Annotated in this window: 27 protein-coding genes; 22 read left to right on the top strand and 5 right to left on the bottom strand. The window is 62.8% G+C overall.

The window, feature by feature from the left end; all coding sequences use genetic code 11:
* Positions 1-27: 27 nt before the first annotated feature.
* Both HV798_RS07840 and HV798_RS07835 read right to left on the bottom strand, forming a co-directional pair.
* Positions 28-2193, bottom strand: a complete 2166-nt coding sequence (locus tag HV798_RS07840; RefSeq protein WP_175192363.1) for a metallophosphoesterase — start codon at positions 2191-2193, stop codon at positions 28-30.
* 204 nt (positions 2194-2397) lie between these two features.
* Positions 2398-3825, bottom strand: coding sequence for an NAD-dependent succinate-semialdehyde dehydrogenase (locus HV798_RS07835; protein ID WP_175192364.1), 1428 nt, complete (start codon positions 3823-3825; stop codon positions 2398-2400).
* 186 nt (positions 3826-4011) lie between these two features.
* Here HV798_RS07835 and HV798_RS07830 point away from each other — a divergent pair, with 186 nt between their 5' ends.
* From HV798_RS07830 to rplQ, 19 genes are all read left to right on the top strand, one after another.
* Positions 4012-4776, top strand: a complete 765-nt coding sequence (locus tag HV798_RS07830; protein ID WP_175192365.1) for an aspartyl/asparaginyl beta-hydroxylase domain-containing protein — start codon at positions 4012-4014, stop codon at positions 4774-4776.
* Positions 4777-5155: 379 nt separating this feature from the next.
* Entirely contained in the window at positions 5156-5524 is a 369-nt protein-coding gene (rplN, locus tag HV798_RS07825) for a 50S ribosomal protein L14 (RefSeq protein WP_006216531.1), read from the top strand.
* Between the two features lie 11 nt (positions 5525-5535).
* Positions 5536-5856 (top strand): 50S ribosomal protein L24, encoded by a 321-nt coding sequence (gene rplX, locus HV798_RS07820; protein ID WP_006389623.1) that lies wholly within the window; start codon positions 5536-5538, stop codon positions 5854-5856.
* 12 nt (positions 5857-5868) lie between these two features.
* Positions 5869-6408 carry a 50S ribosomal protein L5 gene (gene rplE, locus HV798_RS07815; RefSeq protein WP_025136330.1) on the top strand — a complete coding sequence of 180 codons (540 nt, stop codon included), beginning with the start codon at positions 5869-5871 and terminating at the stop codon, positions 6406-6408.
* Positions 6409-6420: 12 nt separating this feature from the next.
* The gene (rpsN, locus tag HV798_RS07810) at positions 6421-6726 is read left to right on the top strand and encodes a 30S ribosomal protein S14 (protein WP_006227037.1); all 306 of its coding nucleotides are present in this window, start codon (positions 6421-6423) and stop codon (positions 6724-6726) included.
* Positions 6727-6736: 10 nt separating this feature from the next.
* A complete protein-coding gene (rpsH, locus tag HV798_RS07805; protein ID WP_006216525.1) occupies positions 6737-7132 on the top strand; it encodes a 30S ribosomal protein S8 in 396 nt (131 codons plus the stop codon).
* 12 nt (positions 7133-7144) lie between these two features.
* Positions 7145-7678 carry a 50S ribosomal protein L6 gene (gene rplF / locus HV798_RS07800; protein ID WP_175192366.1) on the top strand — a complete coding sequence of 178 codons (534 nt, stop codon included), beginning with the start codon at positions 7145-7147 and terminating at the stop codon, positions 7676-7678.
* 21 nt (positions 7679-7699) lie between these two features.
* Positions 7700-8065 carry a 50S ribosomal protein L18 gene (gene rplR / locus HV798_RS07795; RefSeq protein WP_013397004.1) on the top strand — a complete coding sequence of 122 codons (366 nt, stop codon included), beginning with the start codon at positions 7700-7702 and terminating at the stop codon, positions 8063-8065.
* 15 nt (positions 8066-8080) lie between these two features.
* The gene (gene rpsE / locus HV798_RS07790) at positions 8081-8602 is read left to right on the top strand and encodes a 30S ribosomal protein S5 (protein WP_006389628.1); all 522 of its coding nucleotides are present in this window, start codon (positions 8081-8083) and stop codon (positions 8600-8602) included.
* A 3-nt stretch (positions 8603-8605) separates the two neighbouring features.
* Positions 8606-8791, top strand: a complete 186-nt coding sequence (gene rpmD, locus HV798_RS07785) for a 50S ribosomal protein L30 (protein WP_006216520.1) — start codon at positions 8606-8608, stop codon at positions 8789-8791.
* A gap of 9 nt (positions 8792-8800) precedes the next feature.
* A complete protein-coding gene (gene rplO, locus HV798_RS07780; protein WP_043541568.1) occupies positions 8801-9241 on the top strand; it encodes a 50S ribosomal protein L15 in 441 nt (146 codons plus the stop codon).
* A 14-nt stretch (positions 9242-9255) separates the two neighbouring features.
* Positions 9256-10581: a preprotein translocase subunit SecY gene (secY, locus tag HV798_RS07775; protein ID WP_025136326.1), complete on the top strand. Its 1326-nt coding sequence runs from the start codon at positions 9256-9258 to the stop codon at positions 10579-10581.
* A gap of 8 nt (positions 10582-10589) precedes the next feature.
* Complete coding sequence (gene infA, locus HV798_RS07770) at positions 10590-10808, top strand: translation initiation factor IF-1 (RefSeq protein WP_003806927.1); 219 nt, start codon at positions 10590-10592, stop codon at positions 10806-10808.
* Between the two features lie 34 nt (positions 10809-10842).
* Positions 10843-10956, top strand: coding sequence for a 50S ribosomal protein L36 (gene rpmJ / locus HV798_RS07765; protein ID WP_003806928.1), 114 nt, complete (start codon positions 10843-10845; stop codon positions 10954-10956).
* A gap of 43 nt (positions 10957-10999) precedes the next feature.
* Positions 11000-11365, top strand: a complete 366-nt coding sequence (gene rpsM, locus HV798_RS07760; RefSeq protein ID WP_008168996.1) for a 30S ribosomal protein S13 — start codon at positions 11000-11002, stop codon at positions 11363-11365.
* A 15-nt stretch (positions 11366-11380) separates the two neighbouring features.
* Positions 11381-11782, top strand: a complete 402-nt coding sequence (rpsK, locus tag HV798_RS07755; protein ID WP_006216516.1) for a 30S ribosomal protein S11 — start codon at positions 11381-11383, stop codon at positions 11780-11782.
* 11 nt (positions 11783-11793) lie between these two features.
* Entirely contained in the window at positions 11794-12417 is a 624-nt protein-coding gene (gene rpsD, locus HV798_RS07750; protein WP_006216515.1) for a 30S ribosomal protein S4, read from the top strand.
* Between the two features lie 214 nt (positions 12418-12631).
* A complete protein-coding gene (locus HV798_RS07745) occupies positions 12632-13618 on the top strand; it encodes a DNA-directed RNA polymerase subunit alpha (RefSeq protein ID WP_006216514.1) in 987 nt (328 codons plus the stop codon).
* Between the two features lie 186 nt (positions 13619-13804).
* Positions 13805-14200: a 50S ribosomal protein L17 gene (gene rplQ / locus HV798_RS07740; protein WP_025136324.1), complete on the top strand. Its 396-nt coding sequence runs from the start codon at positions 13805-13807 to the stop codon at positions 14198-14200.
* Positions 14201-14301: 101 nt separating this feature from the next.
* On the opposite strand, the gene HV798_RS07735 is transcribed toward rplQ, so the two are convergent.
* Positions 14302-14739, bottom strand: a complete 438-nt coding sequence (locus tag HV798_RS07735) for an HIT family protein (RefSeq protein ID WP_175192367.1) — start codon at positions 14737-14739, stop codon at positions 14302-14304.
* A gap of 130 nt (positions 14740-14869) precedes the next feature.
* Here HV798_RS07735 and cutA point away from each other — a divergent pair, with 130 nt between their 5' ends.
* From cutA to HV798_RS07720, 3 genes are all read left to right on the top strand, one after another.
* Positions 14870-15217 (top strand): divalent-cation tolerance protein CutA, encoded by a 348-nt coding sequence (gene cutA, locus HV798_RS07730; RefSeq protein ID WP_025136322.1) that lies wholly within the window; start codon positions 14870-14872, stop codon positions 15215-15217.
* A 71-nt stretch (positions 15218-15288) separates the two neighbouring features.
* Complete coding sequence (gene dsbD, locus HV798_RS07725; protein ID WP_425486133.1) at positions 15289-17100, top strand: protein-disulfide reductase DsbD; 1812 nt, start codon at positions 15289-15291, stop codon at positions 17098-17100.
* A 131-nt stretch (positions 17101-17231) separates the two neighbouring features.
* Positions 17232-18083, top strand: a complete 852-nt coding sequence (locus HV798_RS07720; protein WP_175192463.1) for a DMT family transporter — start codon at positions 17232-17234, stop codon at positions 18081-18083.
* On the opposite strand, the gene hemB is transcribed toward HV798_RS07720, so the two are convergent.
* The gene (hemB, locus tag HV798_RS07715) at positions 18080-19096 is read right to left on the bottom strand and encodes a porphobilinogen synthase (RefSeq protein WP_175192369.1); all 1017 of its coding nucleotides are present in this window, start codon (positions 19094-19096) and stop codon (positions 18080-18082) included. The genes HV798_RS07720 and hemB overlap by 4 nt on opposite strands.
* On the bottom strand, positions 19093-19716 hold the full coding sequence (gene yihA / locus HV798_RS07710) for a ribosome biogenesis GTP-binding protein YihA/YsxC (RefSeq protein WP_025136320.1): 624 nt from the start codon (positions 19714-19716) through the stop codon (positions 19093-19095). Before yihA ends, hemB begins: the two co-directional genes overlap by 4 nt.
* Between the last annotated feature and the right edge of the window lie 63 nt (positions 19717-19779).

The raw sequence follows: 19779 nt of genomic DNA, 5'->3' as shown, positions 1-19779 counted from the left end.
TCTCCGGCGCCAGGCCGGGCACCGCCCTTAGAAGGGCGAGGGCTGGGTCGACAGATTGACCACGGTGTTGCTCTTGAGGTCAACGAGGATGTGCTCGGACGGCAGGCCGTCGGCCAACTTCAACATGATCGCCATCAGCGGCTTGAAGCGCGCCTTGTACATGTCGGCCAGCGTGTTCGCGTCGCTGACGCGGTCACCGTTGAGCTGCAGGCCGGCGTTGGTCTGGCTCAGTGCCTGGGCCAGCAGCTTGTATTGGCTGGCGCGCTGGGCCGGGATGTCGGCATAGGCCAGGTCACCGGCATTGGCCAGGCGCACGAAGTCGCCCGCCAGGTCCAGCGCCTGCCACTTGCCGAAGTCGGCCAATTGCATGCCATGCGCCTGGGCCAGGGCCTGTGCGCGGTTCTGGGCATCGGCCAGGTCCGCGGCGTAGGCGGGGTTGCTGGCACTGGCGCCACCGGCGGTGTACAGGCAGTTGAAGAACTCGGGCGTCAGCTTGTTCTGGTCACCGGTGTTCTTCAGTTCGGCCAGCGTCACCGTGGTGCGCAGTTGCGACAGCACGAGCATGTCGGCGCCGGTCAGGGGGCTCTTGACCAGCTCGCGCATTTCGCAGCGCCAGTCGTCGTTGAGCAGGCGCAGGCGCACCAATTCGCTCATGTAGCGATAGTTGAAGTCGCCGTAGTCCTTGGCGTCCAGGATGGACACGTTCCAGCGCGGCGGCACGTCATACGCGTTCTCGGCGCGGTACAGGTCGAACAGCTCATCGAAGCGCGGCACCTTGTCCAGGCGAATCGTCTTGACCTCGATCTCGCTGGCGCTTTGCATCGTCATGATCTTGTAGGCCGGCACGTAGGCGGCCATGGACGGCGCCTGGATGTTGAACAGCGCCTTGTCGCCGCCATACGTGCGGACCGCCATGTCATTGAAATGCATGTGGCCGCCCACGTGGATCTTCAAACCGGTCTCGGCCAGCGCGCGGGTGGTGTTCTCCGCCGGGCGGCGCACCATCTGCATCTTGTTGGCACCCAGCAGCGCTTCGATGTCGTCCGAGGCGCCGTTGAAGAATTCCGTCATCGGGAAATGGCTGAACGCGATCACCTGCTTGCCCTGCGCCTTGCCGCGGGCCACCACATCGGCCAGCCACTTGATGACGTGGGACTTGTGCGTGAGCATCTTGTTGTAGCCCTGGTCGCCCGAACCCGTGAAATCATTCGGGCCCGTACCCGTCGGCACGTAGACGTTGGCATCCAGGCCGACCAGCCACACGCCCTTGACGGGTTCGACCACGTAGGACGTATCCGGCACCATCTTGCACAGGGTGTAGTTCGACGGCTTGTTGGGGCCGCCCGTGCCCTGGGCGCAGATTTCGTACTGGCGATTGATCCACCCGGCCTGCGACAGCGCGGTGTTGTAGTTGTAGTCCTCGTACTTGTAGGTGCTGTACGGGGTTTCGTAATACACATACTGCGGCTTGGGCATGAAGCCGTGCTGGGCGAGGGCGTCGGTGATGCCCGCATAGCCCATGTGCAGCACTTCCTCGGTGCAGTAAGTGTCGCCCACGCGGGCCCAGTCGCCGGCATAGGGCGTGCTGCAGGCGGCGTTGCCGCCGCGGCTGTAGATGGGCTGCGAGAAGCCGATGGCGCCGGTGACCGGGTCCAGGCCCAGGTAGTCGCTCTTGCCGTTGGCCTGGTTGAAGGGGCGCACCGGATCGTGGTTGCCGGGGGCGGCGAAGAACTGGATGCCGTACTTGGCGGCGTACTCGTCCATCACCTTGACCAGGCCGCGCATGTGCACCGGCTGGCCGTCGTCCGAGAAGTCGCCGGGCAGGGCGATGTACTTCACACCGCGCGTTGCCGCATCATCCAGCGCCGCCAGGAAGGCAAAGTAGTTTTCGTTGAACAGCCGCGTCGACGTCAGCTGGGCATACATCGTGCGGATGGTGGCGTTGTCGCCACGCTTGGGATTGGGAATGCCCGGGAACGAACCATCCTTGAAATCCGCATAGATGTCATGGAAGTGGATGTCCGGCATGAAGGCGACCTGCACGGGGGCGGGCGGCTGCGGGGTGGCGGGCGTCTCGGCAACGGGCGGCTTGCTGCCGTTGTCGTCATCATCCTTGTCGCCGCCGCAGGCGGCCAGCAAGGCCATGAGCGCCATCGCGCCCGCGGAGCGGGCGAAACGTTGATATCGGTTCATTGTGCTTCTCTCTCTTTCGGAACACGTTTTTCTTCAGGCGACTGTTTCCCCGTTCCTGGGAAGTCGCGCCCTCGAGCGAGGCGCAATCCTGGGGGTTCAGGATGACAGCGTGATGAAAGAATGGCGCCAAAACGGTCCGCGTCGCCTTGGGTGACGGGCGAAAAAAAAGCCCCTTGCGGGGCTTTTTGCGAGAGGGCGCTTGGGTCAGACGTGCGTGATGAACTTCGTGACCAGGTAGCCATCGAACGTTTCGAGGCCGCCTTCGCTGCCGATGCCGCTGTCCTTGATGCCGCCGAAGGGCGTCTCGGCCAGGGCGCTGCCGAAATGGTTGATGTTGACCATGCCGGCTTCCAGGCCGTTGGAGACCTTGGTAGCGGTCTGCAGCGAGTTGGTGAACACGTAGGACGACAGGCCGAACGGCAGGCTGTTGGCGCGCGCCAGCACTTCATCGGTGTCGGTGAAGCGGACCACCGGCGCGACCGGGCCGAAGGGTTCTTCGGTCATCAGCATGGAGTTGTCGGGCAGGTCGGTCACGACCGTGGGGGCGAAGAAGAAGCCCTTGCGGTCCAGCGGGCCGCCGCCGACCACCACCTTGCCGCCGTGCTTCTTGGCGTCGTCGATGAAGGCGCTCATGGCGGGCACGCGGCGCTCGTGGGCCAGCGGGCCCATGTCGGTGCCGGCTTCCAGGCCGTCGCCGACCTTGATGTTCTTGAGCACGTCGGTGAAGCGCGCCAGGAACTGTTCGTAGGCGCCGTTCTGCACGTAGAAGCGGGTGGGCGACACGCAGACCTGGCCAGCGTTGCGGACCTTGAACTTGGCCAGCATGGTGGCGGCGCGATCGATGTCGGCGTCGTCGAACACCAGCACGGGCGAATGGCCGCCCAGTTCCATCGTGACGCGCTTCATGTGCGCACCGGCCAGCGCGGCCAGCTGCTTGCCCACCGGCACGGAACCGGTGAACGAAACCTTGCGCACGATGGGCGAGCGGATCAGGTAGTCGGAAATCTTGGCGGGCTCGCCCCAGACGATGTTCAGGCAGCCCTTGGGCAGGCCGGCGTCGTGGAACATGCGGGCGATGGCCATGACGGCGCTGGGCGAGTCTTCCGGACCCTTGAGCACCACCGTGCAACCGGCGCCGAGCGCGGCGGCGATCTTGCGGATGGCCTGGTTGTACGGGAAGTTCCAGGGCGTGAACGCGGCGCAGACGCCGATGGGTTCGCGCACGACGATCTGGCGCACGTCGGGGTTGCGCGGCTGAATCACGCGGCCGTAGATGCGGCGGCATTCCTCGGCGTGCCAGTCGGCGTGCTCGGCGCAGGAAGTGACTTCGCCGACGGCTTCGGCCAGGGGCTTGCCCTGGTCCAGCGTCATGTTGCGGCCGATTTCCTTGGCGCGTTCGCGCGACAGCGTGGCGACCTTGCGCAGGATGGCGGAACGATCCATGGGAGAAGACTTCTTCCAGGATTCGAACGCGCGCTGGGCGGCGGCTAGCGCGCGATCCAGATCCGCTTCGGTGGCGTGGGGCAGCTGGCCGAGCACTTCCAGCGTGGCCGGGTTGATGACGTCCTGGGTGCGCCTGCCCTCGCCGGCAACGAATTCGCCGTCGATATACAGCGCCAACTGTTCATACATGCCTGTCTTTCCTTGCGAAATAGGAGTGGGTAGCGATCGCAGTCGCCCATGCCAGTCTAAACCAGCTTGCCGGCCGCGGGGAGGTCCAATTCCGGCGGCCGCCTAGGAGCCAATGGCCGGCACTTGCGTGCAACGGGCACCGTCGACAAAATGGTGCATCTTTGGCTGTCTATATAGATACCTATTGTGCAACCCGTCGATACGCGTCCGCCGAGCCAGCCCAGTGTCTATTCCCGTGTTTTCTTCCGTTTCATAGATTGGTTGCGCCACCGGATCGCGCTGGCGTCCCTGGTGGGTGACCATCCCATCTTCAAGAACAGCCAGTTCCCCTGGGTGGCCGCCCTTGAGGCCCAGGCACCCGCCATTCGCGCCGAGCTGGTGGCCCTGTTGGCCGAGCGCCAGCAGCTGCCGTCCTTCCATGAACTGTCCCCCGATGTCGGCATGATCACGTCCGATGACCAGTGGAAGACTTTCGTCTTCATGGGCTACGGGCTGCGATCCGAGCGCAATCTGGCGCGCTGCCCGGCCACGGCCCGGGCGCTGCAGGGCATTCCGGGCCTGCGCACCGCGTTCTATTCCATTCTGGAACCAGGCAAGCGCATCCCTTTGCACACTGGCCCCTACAACGGCGTGTTGCGCCTGCACCTGGGGCTGGTGGTGCCCGAGCCGGCCGATCGATGCTGGATCGAGGTCGGCGGCGAGCGCTACTGCTGGAAAGAGGGCGAGGCCGTGGTGTTCGACGACCTGTACCCCCACCAGGTGCACAACGACACTGCGGGCACACGAGCCGTCCTGTTCGTCGATTTCGAACGGCCCTGTCGGGTGCCGATACGCTGGCTCAACCGGCTGGTGCTGATGGCCGCGCCGTTCACCGACGAAATCCGCCGCGGCAAGGCCAACCACGACGCCTGGGAGCGAAACTACTACCGGGATAAAACGGGGGCAGATTGAATCCCCTCGTATCGCGGCCTGGACGGGCCTTCGGAAGTGCCCGTCTGTGTCGAGTTTTCCACAGGCGCTGTCGTGTATTTGCTCACTAACTCAACAAAGGGCTTGCGCTCAAAATCTAACCACGCTAGAATGGTCAGCTTTCCCAGATTGTCGATTGGCCAGGACTAGCCCGGGCCAACGTGTTGGGGGAATACCCGCAGGATTTCAACCCAGGGTCGTTGCGTTGCCACCAGTTGATGGTCTTTGAAGCGAAAGCTCGAAGCACCAGCCAACAATAAAGCAGGGCGGCTGACCTGACGGGACCAAAACTGGCAGGAATTGCAGTGTTCCCTTTTTTGGGGAAAACCGTATTTCCAGTTAAGTTGGAACAGGAAAAATCATGATCCAAATGCAGACCACGCTGGACGTGGCCGATAACACTGGTGCGCGTCATGTCATGTGCATTAAGGTGCTCGGTGGCTCCAAGCGCCGTTATGCCGGTATCGGCGACATCATCAAGGTGAGCGTCAAAGATGCGGCTCCGCGCGGACGCGTCAAGAAAGGCGAAATTTACAATGCCGTGGTGGTTCGTACCGCCAAGGGCGTGCGCCGTAAAGACGGTTCGCTGATTCGTTTCGGTGGCAATGCCGCCGTGTTGCTCAACGCCAAGCTGGAGCCCATCGGCACCCGCATCTTCGGACCCGTTACGCGTGAACTGCGTACCGAGAAGTTCATGAAGATCGTGTCGCTGGCCCCGGAAGTGCTGTAAGGAGCCCTACGATGAACAACATTCGTAAAGGCGACGAAGTCATCGTCCTGACCGGCCGCGACAAGAAGCGTCGCGGTACCGTGCTAGCCCGCGTTGATGCCGACCACGTCCTGGTCGAAGGCGTCAACGTCGTCAAGAAGCACGTGAAAGCAAACCCGATGGCCAACAACCCGGGTGGCATCGTCGAAAAGACCATGCCGATCCACATCTCGAATGTGGCGCTCTTCAACCCCGCTACCGGTCGTGGCGACCGCGTCGGCGTGCAAGAAGTCGAAGGCCGCAAGGTTCGCGTGTTCCGTTCCAATGGTGCCGTTGTCGGCGCCAAGGCGTAAGGGGCGAAAGACATGTCTCGTTTGCAAGATTTCTACAAGAGCAAGGTCGCTGGCGACCTGCAGGCCAAGTTCGGCTACAAGAGCGTCATGGAAGTGCCGCGCATCACCAAGATCACCCTGAACATGGGTGTCTCGGAAGCCGTCGCCGACAAGAAGGTCATCGAACACGCTGTGGGTGACCTGACCAAGATCGCTGGCCAAAAGCCGGTCATCACCAAGACCAAGAAGGCTATCGCCGGTTTCAAGATCCGCGAAAACTACCCGATTGGTTGCATGGTCACGCTGCGTGGTCAACGCATGTACGAATTCCTGGATCGCCTGGTGGCGGTTGCGCTGCCTCGCGTGCGCGACTTCCGCGGTATCTCGGGTCGTGCGTTCGACGGCCGTGGCAACTACAACATCGGGGTGAAAGAGCAGATCATTTTCCCCGAAATCGAGTACGACAAGATCGACGCGCTGCGTGGGCTGAACATCAGCATCACCACCTCCGCGAAGACCGACGAAGAAGCCAAGGCGCTGTTGACGGCCTTCAGCTTCCCGTTCCGTAACTAAGGGGCTGATGACGTGGCTAAACTTTCCCTCATCAATCGCGACATCAAGCGCGCCAAGCTGGCTGACAAGTTCGCTGCCAAGCGCGCTGAGTTGAAGTCGATCATCGACGACCAGTCGAAGACCGACGAAGAACGTTACCAAGCTCGGCTCAAGCTGCAACAGCTGCCGCGCAATGCCAACCCGACGCGTCAACGTAACCGTTGCGTGGTCACCGGTCGTCCGCGCGGTGTGTTCCGCAAGTTCGGCCTGACGCGCCACAAACTGCGTGAAATGGCGATGAAGGGCGAAATCCCCGGCATCACCAAGGCCAGCTGGTAGGAGAAACAATATGAGCATGAGCGATCCCATCGCCGATATGCTGACCCGCATTCGCAATGCGCAGCAAGTGGACAAAGTTACGGTGAGCATGCCCTCCTCGAAGCTGAAGGCGGCTATTGCCGCTGTGCTGAAAGACGAAGGCTACATCGACAGCTTTGAAATCAAGGGCACCCAGGCCAAGCCTGAGCTCGAGATCACCCTGAAGTACTACGCTGGCCGTCCGGTTATCGAGCGCATCGAACGCGTCTCGCGCCCTGGTCTGCGTATCTACAAGGGCCGTACCAGCATTCCTCAGGTCATGAACGGCCTGGGCGTGGCTATCGTTTCGACCTCGCGCGGCGTGATGACCGACCGTAAGGCTCGCGCCAACGGCGTCGGCGGCGAAGTGCTGTGCTACGTGGCCTAAGGAGAAATTCGAATGTCACGTATCGCTAAGTATCCGGTCGAACTGCCCAAGGGTGTCGAAGCTGACATCAAGCAGGATCAGATCACTGTCAAGGGCCCGCTGGGTTCCTTGACCCAAGCCCTGACTGGCGACGTCACGGTTGAGTTGGACAACGGCAAACTCACGTTTGTCGCCGCCAACGAAACCCGTCACGCCAACGCCATGTCGGGTACCGTGCGCGCGCTGGTGGCCAACATGGTCAACGGCGTGAGCAAGGGATTCGAGCGCAAGCTGAATCTGGTTGGCGTGGGTTACCGCGCCTCGATTCAAGGCGACGCCGTTAAGCTGCAGCTCGGTTTCTCGCACGACGTTTTGCACCAGTTGCCGGCCGGTATCAAGGCCGAATGCCCCACCCAGACGGAAATCGTCATCAAGGGCTCCAACAAGCAAGTCGTCGGTCAGGTGGCCGCTGAAATCCGCGCGTACCGCGAACCCGAACCCTACAAGGGCAAGGGTGTGCGTTACTCGGACGAACGCGTCGTCATCAAAGAAACCAAGAAGAAATAACGGCGCACGCAAGGACGAATCATGGACAAAAAAGTTTCCCGTTTGCGTCGTGCGGTTCCGACCCGCCGGAAGATCAACGAGCTGCGCGTTCACCGCCTCTCGATCTTCCGCTCGAACCAGCACATCTACGCCAATATCATTTCGCCGGAAGGCGATCGCGTTCTGGTCAGCGCCTCGACGGTGGAAGCCGAAGTGCGTGCGCAACTGGCCGGCCAAACCGGCCAGGGCGGCAACAAGGCCGCTGCTTCGCTGGTTGGCAAGCGCGTGGCCGAAAAGGCCAAGGCTGCCGGTATCGAACTGGTCGCTTTCGATCGCTCGGGCTTTCGTTACCATGGCCGCGTGAAAGCGCTGGCCGATGCCGCGCGTGAAGCCGGCCTGAAGTTCTAAGCGAGGATCTGTCAAATGGCTAAAGTACAAGGCAAGAACGCCGCGGAAAAAGAGAACGATGACGGCCTCCGCGAAAAGATGATCGCGGTCAACCGCGTGAGCAAAGTGGTCAAGGGTGGTCGCACCATGAGCTTTGCCGCGCTGACCGTGGTTGGCGATGGCGATGGCCGCGTCGGCATGGGCAAGGGCAAGGCGCGTGAAGTGCCGGTGTCCGTTCAGAAGGCTATGGAACAGGCCCGTCGCGGCATGTTCAAGGTGGCTCTGAAGAACGGCACGCTGCACCACACCGTGGTCGGCAAGCATGGCGCCGCTACCGTGCTGATCTCGCCCGCTGCTGAAGGTACTGGCGTTATCGCCGGCGGCCCGATGCGCGCTATTTTCGAAGTGATGGGTGTGCGTAACGTGGTTGCCAAGAGCCTGGGCTCGAGCAACCCCTACAACATGGTTCGCGCCACGTTGAATGGCCTGCGCGCCTCCCTGACCCCGGCGGATGTTGCTGCCAAGCGCGGCAAGACCGTCGAAGAAATCCTGGGGTAAATCATGGCTCAGAAGCAGATCAAAGTGACCCTCGTGCGCTCCGTGATCGGTACCAAGCAATCGCACCGTGACACGGTTCGCGGTTTGGGCTTGGGCCGCATCAACAGCAGCCGCGTGCTGGTCGATACGCCCGAGGTGCGTGGGATGATCCGTAAGGTGGATTATCTCGTTTCCGTCTCGGAAGCCTAAGGAATCACCATGTCGGATATGCAACTTAATTCGCTGAAGCCCGCTGAGGGCAGCAAGCACGCCAAGCGCCGCGTCGGCCGTGGTATCGGTTCGGGTCTGGGTAAAACCGCCGGCCGTGGCCACAAGGGTCAGAAGTCGCGCTCGGGCGGTTTCCATAAGGTTGGCTTCGAAGGCGGTCAAATGCCGCTGCAGCGTCGCCTGCCCAAGCGTGGTTTCACCCCGCTCGGTCAGCACCTGTACGCCGAAGTCCGTCTGTCGGACCTGCAAGCCCTGCCCATCGACGAAGTCGACGTGCAAGTGCTGAAGGCGGCTGGCGTGATTGGCCAGGCGGTTCGTTACGCCAAGGTCATCAAGTCGGGTGAACTCTCGCGCAAGGTCGTGCTCAAGGGCATTACCGCGACGGCCGGCGCTCGCGCCGCCATCGAAGCCGCGGGCGGCTCGCTTGCTTGATCACGAGGTGACGAGTGGCTAACGCGCAGGCATTGGGCAAAACCGGAGCACGGTACGGCGACCTTAAACGCCGCCTCGTGTTCCTGGTGCTCGCCCTGGTGGTTTACCGTTTGGGTACACACATCCCCGTACCGGGTATCAACCCGGATGCGCTGGCGGACTTGTTCCGTCAGAACCAGGGCGGGATCCTGGGCCTGTTCAACATGTTCTCGGGCGGGGCGCTCTCGCGCTTCTCGATTTTTGCCCTGGGGATCATGCCGTACATTTCGGCATCCATCATCATGCAGTTGATGTCGGTGGTGGTGCCGTCGCTGGAAGCGCTCAAGAAAGAGGGCGAAGCCGGCCGTCGGAAGATTACCCAATACACCCGCTACGGCACGGTCGTGCTGGCGCTGGTGCAGGCTGTGGGCATTTCGGTAGCGTTGGAGTCCCAGCAGGGACTGGTGATCGATCCGGGCATGCTGTTCCGCTTTACGACCGTCGTGACTCTGGTCACTGGCACCATGTTCGTCATGTGGCTGGGTGAGCAAATCACGGAACGTGGTCTTGGCAACGGGATTTCCATCCTGATCTTCGCAGGTATCGTTGCGGGTCTGCCCGCGGCGCTGGCTGCACTGTTGGACCTGGTCCGCACCAACGCGATGTCCGTGCTTTCCGCACTGTTCATCGTGGCTCTGGTGGTGCTGGTTACCGCTTTTGTGGTGTTCGTGGAACGCGGACAGCGCAAGATCACGGTGAACTACGCCAAGCGTCAGGTCGGCAACAAGGTCTACGGTGGTCAAAGCTCGCATTTGCCGCTGAAGCTGAACATGGCCGGGGTGATTCCGCCGATCTTCGCATCGTCGATCATCCTGTTCCCGGCAACGATCACGAGCTGGTTCTCCAGCAGCGAGAACATGCGCTGGCTTAGCGACCTGGCTGCGGCCCTGTCGCCTCGTCAACCGCTCTACATCACGCTGTATTCGGTCGCGATTATTTTCTTCTGCTTTTTCTACACGGCTCTGGTGTTCAACAGCCGCGAAACGGCGGACAACCTGAAGAAGAGTGGTGCGTTTGTTCCGGGCATTCGTCCGGGTGAACAAACAGCGCGCTACATCGACAAGATCCTGATGCGTCTGACGCTCGCAGGTGCCATCTACATCACGTTGGTGTGCCTGTTGCCGGAATTCTTGGTGATGCGCTGGAACGTTCCCTTCTACTTCGGTGGTACGTCTCTGTTGATTATTGTGGTGGTGACGATGGATTTCATGGCGCAGGTTCAGGCCTACATGATGTCTCACCAGTACGACTCGTTGCTCAAGAAGGCTAACTTCAAGGGCGCGGGTTTGCCGATGCGGTAAGCAAAAGAATGTCCAAGGACGACGTCATTCAGATGCAAGGCGAGGTTCTTGAGAACCTCCCGAACGCGACATTTCGCGTCAAGCTCGAAAACGGCCACGTGGTGTTGGGCCATATTTCCGGCAAGATGCGTATGCATTACATCCGGATCCTGCCGGGTGACAAGGTCACAGTGGAGCTCACGCCCTATGACCTGACGCGAGCCAGGATAGTTTTCCGCTCCAAATGAGCGGAACCGGATTACGGAAAATTAGGAGTCAACCATGAAAGTAATGGCATCGGTTAAGCGGATCTGCCGCAACTGCAAAGTTATCAAACGTCACGGCGTGGTGCGCGTTATCTGCACCGACCCGCGTCACAAGCAGCGTCAAGGCTAACTCGGGTTAGCGACTACGCAACGGATTTATTCAAGGAACAGTCATGGCCCGTATTGCTGGCATTAACATTCCGCCGCAACAGCACGCCGAGATCGGCCTGACCGCCATTTTTGGCATCGGTCGTACGCGCGCTCGCAAGATTTGCGAAGCGGCAAACGTACCCTTTGACAAAAAGGTCAAGGATCTGAGCGACGCTGAATTGGAACGCGTCCGCGAACATGTTGGTTTGTTCACGGTTGAAGGCGACCTGCGTCGTGAAGTACAGCTCTCGATCAAGCGTTTGATCGACCTGGGAACCTACCGCGGTATGCGTCACAAGCGCGGTTTGCCCGTGCGCGGCCAGCGCACTCGCACCAACGCCCGGACCCGCAAGGGCCCGCGTCGTGCTGCTGCGTCCCTGAAGAAATAATCGAGGAACTGGATTATGGCGAAAGCTTCCACCAGCGGCGCTTCGCGCGTGCGCAAAAAGGTCAAGAAGAACGTCTCGGACGGCATCGCGCACGTTCACGCTTCGTTCAACAACACCATCATCACCATCACCGACCGTCAGGGCAACGCTTTGTCGTGGGCCACTTCGGGCGGTGCTGGCTTCAAGGGTTCGCGTAAGTCGACCCCGTTCGCCGCGCAGGTTGCTGCTGAAACGGCTGGCCGCGTTGCGCTGGAATACGGCATCAAGACGCTGGAAGTTCGCATCAAGGGCCCCGGTCCTGGCCGCGAATCCTCCGTTCGCGCTCTGAACGCGCTGGGCATCAAGATTTCGAGCATTGCCGACATCACGCCCGTTCCGCACAACGGCTGCCGTCCGCCGAAGCGTCGTCGTATCTAAAGGGAATCCACATGGCACGTTATATTGGACCCAAATGCAAGCTCTCGCGCCGCGAGGGTACTGACCTGTTCCTGAAGAGCGCCCGTCGCTCGCTGGATTCCAAGTGCAAGCTGGATTCCAAGCCTGGCCAACACGGCCGCACTTCGGGTGCCCGCACTTCCGACTACGGCCTGCAGCTGCGCGAAAAGCAAAAGCTCAAGCGCATGTACGGCGTGCTGGAAAAGCAATTCCGCAAGTACTTCGCTGAAGCCGAGCGTCGCCGTGGCAACACCGGCGAAACGCTGATCCAGCTGCTGGAATCGCGCCTGGACAACGTCGTCTACCGCATGGGCTTCGGTTCGACCCGCGCTGAAGCTCGCCAGCTGGTGAGCCACCGCGCCATCGAACTGAACGGCCACACCGCCGACATCGCTTCGATGCTGGTCAAGGCTGGCGACGTCGTCTCGATCCGTGAAAAGGCCAAGAAGCAAGGCCGTATCAAGGAATCGCTCGACCTGGCTACCAGCATCGGCATCCCCCAGTGGGTGGAAGTCGACGCGACCAAGCTGACCGGTACGTTCAAGTCGGTCCCCGATCGCGCTGACGTCGCTCGCGACATCAACGAATCGATGGTCGTCGAACTGTACTCGCGTTAATCACGCCTGCCGGCGCCTCCTTCGCAAGGCGCTGGCGAGCTGGTCTCGCGACCCGTTTGCACGTCTCGCAGCAGCCCGCTTTCCGCCTTTTGGCGGGGCGGGCTTTGCGGTAAGTATCGGCCGGTGTTTTTGCACCGTCCGAGTTTCACGTTTCACCCTGTCCATCAGCCTTATCGGTGTAACGAGCCGAGGGTATTGAAAAGGAACACAGTACATGTCCACTCAAGGTTTCCTGAAGCCGCGCTCCATTGAAGTCGAACCGGTCGGCACCCACCATGCCAAGATCGTGATGGAGCCGTTCGAGCGTGGCTACGGTCATACGCTGGGCAACGCCCTGCGCCGCATCCTGCTGTCTTCGATGACCGGCTACGCGCCGACCGAAGTCCAGATGACGGGCGTGGTGCACGAATACTCGACCATCCCGGGCGTTCGCGAAGATGTCGTCGACATCCTGCTGAACCTGAAGGGCGTGGTCTTCAAGCTGCACAACCGTGACGAAGTCACCCTGGTCCTGCGCAAGACCGGCGCCGGCACCGTGCTGGCCAGCGACATCGAGCTGCCGCACGACGTCGAGATCATCAACCCCGGCCACGCCATCTGCAACCTGACGGATGCAGGCAAGCTGGAAATGCAGATCAAGGTCGAAAAGGGCCGCGGCTACGTGCCGGGCAACGTGCGTGCTCTGTCGGAAGACCGCACCCACACCATCGGCCGCATCGTGCTGGACGCGTCGTTCAGCCCGGTTCGCCGCGTGAGCTACGCAGTTGAAAGCGCCCGTGTGGAACAGCGCACCGACCTGGACAAGCTGGTCCTGGACATCGAAACCAACGGCGTGATCTCGCCCGAGGAAGCGGTGCGCCAGTCGGCCCGCATCCTGATGGACCAGATCTCGGTTTTCGCCGCCCTGGAAGGCGCTGGCGATTCGTACGAAGCCCCGGTCCGCGGCACGCCGCAGATCGACCCGGTCCTGCTGCGTCCGGTCGACGACCTGGAGCTGACCGTGCGTTCGGCCAACTGCCTGAAGGCCGAAAACATCTACTACATCGGCGACCTGATCCAGCGTACCGAAAACGAGCTGCTCAAGACCCCGAACCTGGGTCGCAAGTCGCTCAACGAGATCAAGGAAGTCCTGGCTGCACGTGGCTTGACCCTCGGCATGAAGCTCGAGAACTGGCCGCCCCTGGGCCTGGAGCGTCCCTAAGTCTTGAAGGGTGGCGCCCCTGGAAGGGGGCGTCTCCCGCAGCGCCTGGCGTCACAGCCGGGCGGTTTGCGAAACCGTCGTAAAATGCACCGTTTTCTACCGGACCGCGGCCTGATTGCAGGTTGATAGAAGAGCCGGACAACCCGATGGCGGAAACGCCTTCTTTAGATTCAAAGGATACTTATCATGCGTCACGGTAATGGCTTGCGTAAGCTCAACCGCACCAGCAGTCACCGTCTTGCCATGTTCCGCAACATGGCCGTTTCGTTGATCACCCACGAAGCCATCAAGACCACGCTGCCGAAGGCGAAAGAATTGCGCCGCGTCATCGAACCCCTGATCACGCTGGGTAAAGAACCCACCCTCGCGAACAAGCGTCTGGCTTTTGCCCGTCTGCGCGATCGCGACGCCGTGGTGAAGCTGTTCGCCGAAATCGGCCCGCGCTACGCGGCCCGTAACGGCGGCTACACCCGCGTGCTGAAGATGGGTTTCCGTCAAGGCGACAACGCTCCCATGGCTTTCATGGAGCTGGTCGACCGTCCGGAAGTCGATGAAGCCGCTGAGGACAGCGCCGCCGAATAAGCTTCGGTTGCGCGATGAGTAGCAAGGGCGGGTCTTCGGACCCGCCCTTGTTTTTTGTGGCGCCGCCAAGGAGGCGCCAGAACGGCCTGCAGGCGCGTGGGCTACGACGCGTGCAGTTCGCCTCGCAATTGCGCCGCGGCGGCCTCCAGCGCCTCTTTGGGGGCCTGGGGCGGCATCCGGAAGGTCAGGTCCTGCTGCTCGATGTACTGGGTCGAGGTCACGTCCTGCGGATGGTGCATCGGAATCACGTGTGCATGGGTGTGGGCCACGTGGATGCCCGTGAACGCGAACGCCACGCGATCCACGCTATACAGGCGCTTCATATGGCGACCCAGCTTCTGGCCCAGGTTGACGATGTGCCCGGCCAGGTCGGCCGGCATGTCTTCGTAGTACGGGTAGTGCTGCTTGGGAATGATGAGCGTGTGCCCGGCCCGCACGGGCTGGATGTCCAGGAACGCCATCAGGCGGTCGTCTTCGTGGATGATGTGGGCCGGGATTTCGTGGCGGGAGATGCGGCAGAACAGGCAGTTATCGGACATGCTTGCCTCGGTGGGAATGGGAGTGCGCGACGGCGCGGCGTAGCCGCAAGTCCGGCCGTGGCGGACGGCGGCGGCAATATCGATAAAATACCCCGAGTTACATCCCACACGGCTACCCCAAGGAGGCCCCATGTTGCGCGATGACGACGTCGTGCTGGTCATCAGCAACGCGCCGGACCTGCTGCTGGCCAAGCGTATCGCCCATGTGCTGGTCGAAGACGGACTGGCGGCCTGCGTGAACCTTGGCGCCCCGGGCCTGTCCATCTACCTGTGGCAAGGCGTGGTCGAGGGGACGGAAGAAATCCCCATCCACATCAAAACCACCTACGCGCGCCACCAGGCCGTGGTCCAGGCCCTGGCGCAGATGCATCCCTACGACGTGCCCGAAATCATCGTGCTGCCGGTCATCGGCGGCGCGGCGCCCTATCTGGATTGGGTGCGCGAACAGACGGCCGTCCCGCAGAACAAGAGAGACTGATGTTGCAACTCGCGGTTCCAGCCGGCGTCCCGGCGCGTGCCTTATTCCCCAGACTGCTGGCCCTGTTGGCCATGGCGCTGCTGCTGTGGGGCTGGAACGCGCCCGCGCGCGCCGATGCCGAATTCCTTGAACCGGAGAAGGCCTTTGTCTTCAGTGCGGTGATGGCGGCGCCGGACACGGTCGAGCTGCGTTTCAAAGTGGCGCCCGGCTATTACATGTACCGCGAGCGCTTTGGCATCACCATCAGTCCGCTGGGCGCGGCGACCTTGGGCGAACCCGTCTATCCGAAAGGGGACGTCAAGTACGACCCGACCTTCGAGAAAGACATGGAGGTCTATCACAAGGATGTCGTGATCCGTGTGCCGGTGGCTCCTGGCGGGCAGCCCTTCACGCTGACGCTGACGGGCCAGGGCTGTGCCGATGCCGGCCTGTGCTACCCGCCAATGGACAGCAGCGTGAAGCTGACGCCCGTGGCGGGCGGGTACGCCGTGGCTGGCGCAGGCGGCGCCAGCGCTGGCGCGTCGACCGCCCCGGCATCGTCGGGCGGCTTGAGCGCGCTGGTGAACGCGGGTGACACCGGCCTGGCCGATGCGCTGGGCGGGCTGGGCTGGGCGAAGACGGCTGGCGTGTTCCTGGTGCTGGGCCTGCTGCTGGCGTTCACGCCCTGCGTCTTGCCGATGATTCCGATTCTTTCGTCGATCGTACTGGGCGGGGCCAGCCAGGCCCGCCCGAGTCGCGGCCGGGGCCTGGCGCTGGCGGCGACCTACGTGCTGGGCATGTCGGTGGTCTATACCGCGCTGGGCGTGGCGGCAGGCCTGAGCGGCGCGGGCCTTGCCGCATGGTTGCAGACGCCCTGGATACTGACCCTGTTTGCCATTTTGCTGGCGGTGCTGGCACTGGCGATGTTCGATGCCTTCACCTTCCAGATGCCGTCGGGGATTCAGGCCAAGTTGGCTGAACGTTCGTCGCGCGTGCCCGGCGGGCGCTACACCGGCGCGCTGGTGATGGGGGCACTGTCTGCCCTGATCGTCGGGCCCTGCGTGGCCGCGCCGCTGGCCGGAGCGTTGCTGTACATCTCGCAGACCGGCGACGTGGTGCTGGGCGGATCTGCCCTGTTCGCCATGGCCTGGGGCATGGGTGTGCCGCTGTTGATCGTGGGCGCGTCGTCGGGGACCCTGCTGCCCAAGGCGGGGCCCTGGATGGATGGCGTCAAGCGGCTCTTTGGCATGTTGCTGCTGGCGACCGCCTGGTGGATGCTGATTCCGGTCGTGCCCACCTGGGTGCAGATGACGGGCTGGGCCTTCCTGGCGATTGTCGGGGCCGTGATGCTGCGGGCATTTGATGCGCTGCCCGCCGGTGCCGGCTCGGCTCGCATGTTCGGCAAGGGCCTGGGGCTGCTGCTGGCCCTGGCCGCCGCCGCGTGGCTGGTGGGGGCGGCCAGCGGCGGGCGCGACGTGCTGCAGCCTTTGTCCCATTTCGCATCGGGCGGTCCGGCCGCGGCAGGCGTGTCGGCCAATGCCGGCGAGGTGCATTTCAAGCGCGTGCGCAACAATGCCGAGCTCGACGCGGTGCTGGCGCAGAGCCAACAGCCGGTGATGCTGGATTTCTACGCCGACTGGTGTGTGTCGTGCCGCGAGATGGAGCGCTTCACCTTCACCGATCCGGGGGTAGCGCAGCGCATGGCGGGCATGCTGCTGGTGCAGGCGGACGTCACGGCCAACAATGCCGACGACCGCGCGCTGCTCAAGCGGTTCCGCCTGTTCGGCCCGCCGGGCATCATGTTCTTCGCGCCGGGCGGCAAGGAATTGCCCGAGGCCCGCGTGGTGGGTTTCCAGGACGCCAAGCGTTTCACCGAGTCGCTGGACCGCGTGCTATTGCGTTGAGCGGCGCCCGGCCGCTACCATGAGGGCTCGCGCCGCGTGGGCGGCGCCCTCCATCCACCAGGCCGGCGCCCGTGACGTCTCCGACAGTTGCTGCAAGCCAGGACCGCACCGGTCTTATCTATCTTCAATTGATGTTCGTGATGGCCACGTGGGGCCTGAACATCGTCTCCATCAAGTACCTGACGCAACACATGGACATCCGGGCCCTGGCGGCCGTACGGATTGCCGTGGCGTTCGTTGCGGTCACCTTGATCGTCAAGGCCCGCCGCGGCCGCATTCCCCGGCTAGGCCGCGTGGAACTGGGCTGGGTCGCGCTGGCGGGCTTTCTGGTGGTGTATGCGCACCAGACCGCGCTCGTCTACGGCCTGCAGTTCTCGTCGGCCGCCAATGGCACGCTGTTGATGGCCACCAGCCCGCTGTTGTCGGCGTTGTTGGCGGCCTTGTTCTACCGTGAAAAGCTGACGTGGCTGCGCATTGCCGGCGCCTTGCTGGGCCTGGCTGGCGTGGCAATGGTGGTGATCGGCAGCGGTGCGCAATTGGGCCTGACAGGCTGGGGCGACGCGATCGTGTTCCTGGCGGTCGCGGTGTTCGTGTTCGGCGGGCTGGTGATCCAACGCATTTCGCGCACGCTCGATCCGCTGGCGATGCTTTGGTACATGTACCTGGCCGGCGGGCTGATGCTGGTGGTGCATGCCATCCTGACGCCCGGCTCGTACGAAGCCGAGGGCTGGCGCATGACGTGGTGGCCGTGGATGGTGCTGCTGTTCTCGGCCGTCATCGCCTCGGGCGTCAGCAACATCATCTGGAATGCAGGCATCGCGCGGCTGGGGATCAGCCGCGCGGCGCTGTTCGTGAACTGGCTGCCGATCTTCGGCCTGCTGTTCGCCGCGCTGTTCCTGGATGAACACGTGACGCCGGTGCACGTGGCCGGCCTGGCCTGCATCTTGAGCGGGACCTGGCTCGGCCTGCGGCGTAGCGCCTAGTCGCGGCTCTTGAGCAGCTTGGCCGCTTCGATGGCGAAGTAGGTCAGGATGCCATCGGCGCCGGCGCGCTTGAACGCCAGCAGGGCTTCCATCATGACCTTGTCGTGGTCCAGCCAGCCGTTGGCGGACGCGGCCTTGATCATCGCGTATTCGCCGCTGACCTGATAGGCGAAGGTCGGCACGCGGAAGGTGTCCTTCACGCGGCGCAGCACGTCCAGGTAGGGCATGCCGGGCTTGACCATGACCATGTCGGCGCCTTCCTGCAGGTCGGCGGCGACTTCGCGCAGGGCTTCGTCCAGGTTGCCCGGGTCCATCTGGTAGGCCATTTTGTTGGACTTGCCCAGGTTGGTGGCGGACCCGACGGCGTCGCGGAACGGGCCATAGAAGGCGCTGGCGTACTTGGCCGAGTAGGCCATGATCTGCGTGTGGATGTAGCCGTTGGCTTCGAGCGCGCGGCGCACGGCGCCGATGCGGCCGTCCATCATGTCGCTGGGGGCGACCATGTCGACGCCTGCGGCGGCCTGCGTGAGCGCCTGCTTGACCAGGATTTCGACGGTAGGCTCGTTGACGACGTAGCCGTTTTCGTCGATGACGCCGTCCTGGCCGTGGCTGGTGTACGGGTCCAGCGCCACATCGCACAGCACGCCCAATTCAGGGAAGCGCTTTTTCAGCTCGCGCACCACGCGCGGGATCAGGCCGTCGGGGTTGGTGGCTTCGATGCCGTCGGGCGTCTTGAGCGACGGATCGATGGCGGGGAACAGCGACAGCACCGGGATGCCCAGCGATACGCATTCTTCGGCCACCGACATCAGCGTGTCCGGCGAATAGCGGACCACGCCGGGCAGCGAAGGCACGGCCTGCTTCAAGCCCGTGCCTTCGGCCACGAAGACGGGGTAGATCAGGTCGTCCACCGTCAGGGTGTTTTCGCGCACCAGGCGCCGGGTGAAGTCGTCGCGGCGCAGGCGGCGGGGGCGGGAAACCGGGAAGTCGGGGGTGATGATCTGCGGGTTCATGGTACGACCTTGGGAGAGATCCAGTTTTCTATGTGCGCGCCAGCTTCTTCCAGGCCGATGCGCTCGGGTGCCGAGAAGGGGATGGTGTGCAGGGCGCCGATGTCCGCCAGGTCTTTGCGCACGGAAAACACGGTGCGCATGCGCTGGCCGTAAGGCAGCTTGTCGGCTTTGGTGAGCAGCGCCAGCACCGGGCGGCCGGTGGGGGCGATGAAATTGGCCAGGCGGCGATCCAGTTCGGTGACGCCGCGGCGGATGTCGATGAGCAGCACGATGCCGACCAGCGATTCGCGGTCGCGCAGGTATCCGCCCAGGATGTCGGCCCACTTTTCCTTCTCGTTGCGGGCCACCGACGCGTAGCCGTAGCCGGGCAGGTCGACGAGATAGCCGATGTGGCTTTCAGGGTCCAGCGGGTCGGGCAGGCTGAACATGTTGATCAGGCGCGTGCGGCCCGGCGTCTTGCTCGAGAAGGCAAGGCGGCGCTGGTTGCACAGCACGTTGATGGACGTGGATTTGCCCGCGTTGGACCGGCCGACAAAGCAGACCTCGGGTGCGCCGGCGGGCGGCAACTGGTCGAGGCGAGCTGCCGACGTGAGAAAAGAGGCGCGATGTAGGAGGGACACGGATGGCTTTGGATACGGTTGGTTTCGAGCCCTATTGTATAATCCGGCGTTTGCAACAGTGGT

This window comes from Achromobacter deleyi (genome assembly GCF_902859705.1).
Classification (GTDB): domain Bacteria; phylum Pseudomonadota; class Gammaproteobacteria; order Burkholderiales; family Burkholderiaceae_B; genus Achromobacter; species Achromobacter deleyi.
The sequence above is the reverse complement of the archived record's forward strand: the minus strand, read 5'-3'. Positions and strand labels throughout refer to the sequence as shown.

Bases quoted from the DNA above. Each gene is read 5' to 3' on its own strand.
- hemB (WP_175192369.1), bottom strand. From the start codon at position 19,096: ATGAACCCGCAGATCATCACCCCCGACTTCCCGGTTTCCCGCCCCCGC.
- rplE (WP_025136330.1), top strand. From the start codon at position 5,869: ATGTCTCGTTTGCAAGATTTCTACAAGAGCAAGGTCGCTGGCGACCTG.
- HV798_RS07840 (WP_175192363.1), bottom strand. From the start codon at position 2,193: ATGAACCGATATCAACGTTTCGCCCGCTCCGCGGGCGCGATGGCGCTC.
- rpsD (WP_006216515.1), top strand. From the start codon at position 11,794: ATGGCACGTTATATTGGACCCAAATGCAAGCTCTCGCGCCGCGAGGGT.
- HV798_RS07720 (WP_175192463.1), top strand. From the start codon at position 17,232: ATGTTCGTGATGGCCACGTGGGGCCTGAACATCGTCTCCATCAAGTAC.
- rpsH (WP_006216525.1), top strand. From the start codon at position 6,737: ATGAGCATGAGCGATCCCATCGCCGATATGCTGACCCGCATTCGCAAT.
- cutA (WP_025136322.1), top strand. From the start codon at position 14,870: ATGTTGCGCGATGACGACGTCGTGCTGGTCATCAGCAACGCGCCGGAC.
- dsbD (WP_425486133.1), top strand. From the start codon at position 15,289: ATGGCGCTGCTGCTGTGGGGCTGGAACGCGCCCGCGCGCGCCGATGCC.
- rpsE (WP_006389628.1), top strand. From the start codon at position 8,081: ATGGCTAAAGTACAAGGCAAGAACGCCGCGGAAAAAGAGAACGATGAC.
- HV798_RS07735 (WP_175192367.1), bottom strand. From the start codon at position 14,739: ATGTCCGATAACTGCCTGTTCTGCCGCATCTCCCGCCACGAAATCCCG.
- rplF (WP_175192366.1), top strand. From the start codon at position 7,145: ATGTCACGTATCGCTAAGTATCCGGTCGAACTGCCCAAGGGTGTCGAA.
- rpmD (WP_006216520.1), top strand. From the start codon at position 8,606: ATGGCTCAGAAGCAGATCAAAGTGACCCTCGTGCGCTCCGTGATCGGT.
- rpmJ (WP_003806928.1), top strand. From the start codon at position 10,843: ATGAAAGTAATGGCATCGGTTAAGCGGATCTGCCGCAACTGCAAAGTT.
- HV798_RS07745 (WP_006216514.1), top strand. From the start codon at position 12,632: ATGTCCACTCAAGGTTTCCTGAAGCCGCGCTCCATTGAAGTCGAACCG.
- rplO (WP_043541568.1), top strand. From the start codon at position 8,801: ATGTCGGATATGCAACTTAATTCGCTGAAGCCCGCTGAGGGCAGCAAG.
- rplX (WP_006389623.1), top strand. From the start codon at position 5,536: ATGAACAACATTCGTAAAGGCGACGAAGTCATCGTCCTGACCGGCCGC.
- rpsM (WP_008168996.1), top strand. From the start codon at position 11,000: ATGGCCCGTATTGCTGGCATTAACATTCCGCCGCAACAGCACGCCGAG.
- HV798_RS07835 (WP_175192364.1), bottom strand. From the start codon at position 3,825: ATGTATGAACAGTTGGCGCTGTATATCGACGGCGAATTCGTTGCCGGC.
- rplQ (WP_025136324.1), top strand. From the start codon at position 13,805: ATGCGTCACGGTAATGGCTTGCGTAAGCTCAACCGCACCAGCAGTCAC.
- infA (WP_003806927.1), top strand. From the start codon at position 10,590: ATGTCCAAGGACGACGTCATTCAGATGCAAGGCGAGGTTCTTGAGAAC.
- rpsK (WP_006216516.1), top strand. From the start codon at position 11,381: ATGGCGAAAGCTTCCACCAGCGGCGCTTCGCGCGTGCGCAAAAAGGTC.
- rplR (WP_013397004.1), top strand. From the start codon at position 7,700: ATGGACAAAAAAGTTTCCCGTTTGCGTCGTGCGGTTCCGACCCGCCGG.
- rplN (WP_006216531.1), top strand. From the start codon at position 5,156: ATGATCCAAATGCAGACCACGCTGGACGTGGCCGATAACACTGGTGCG.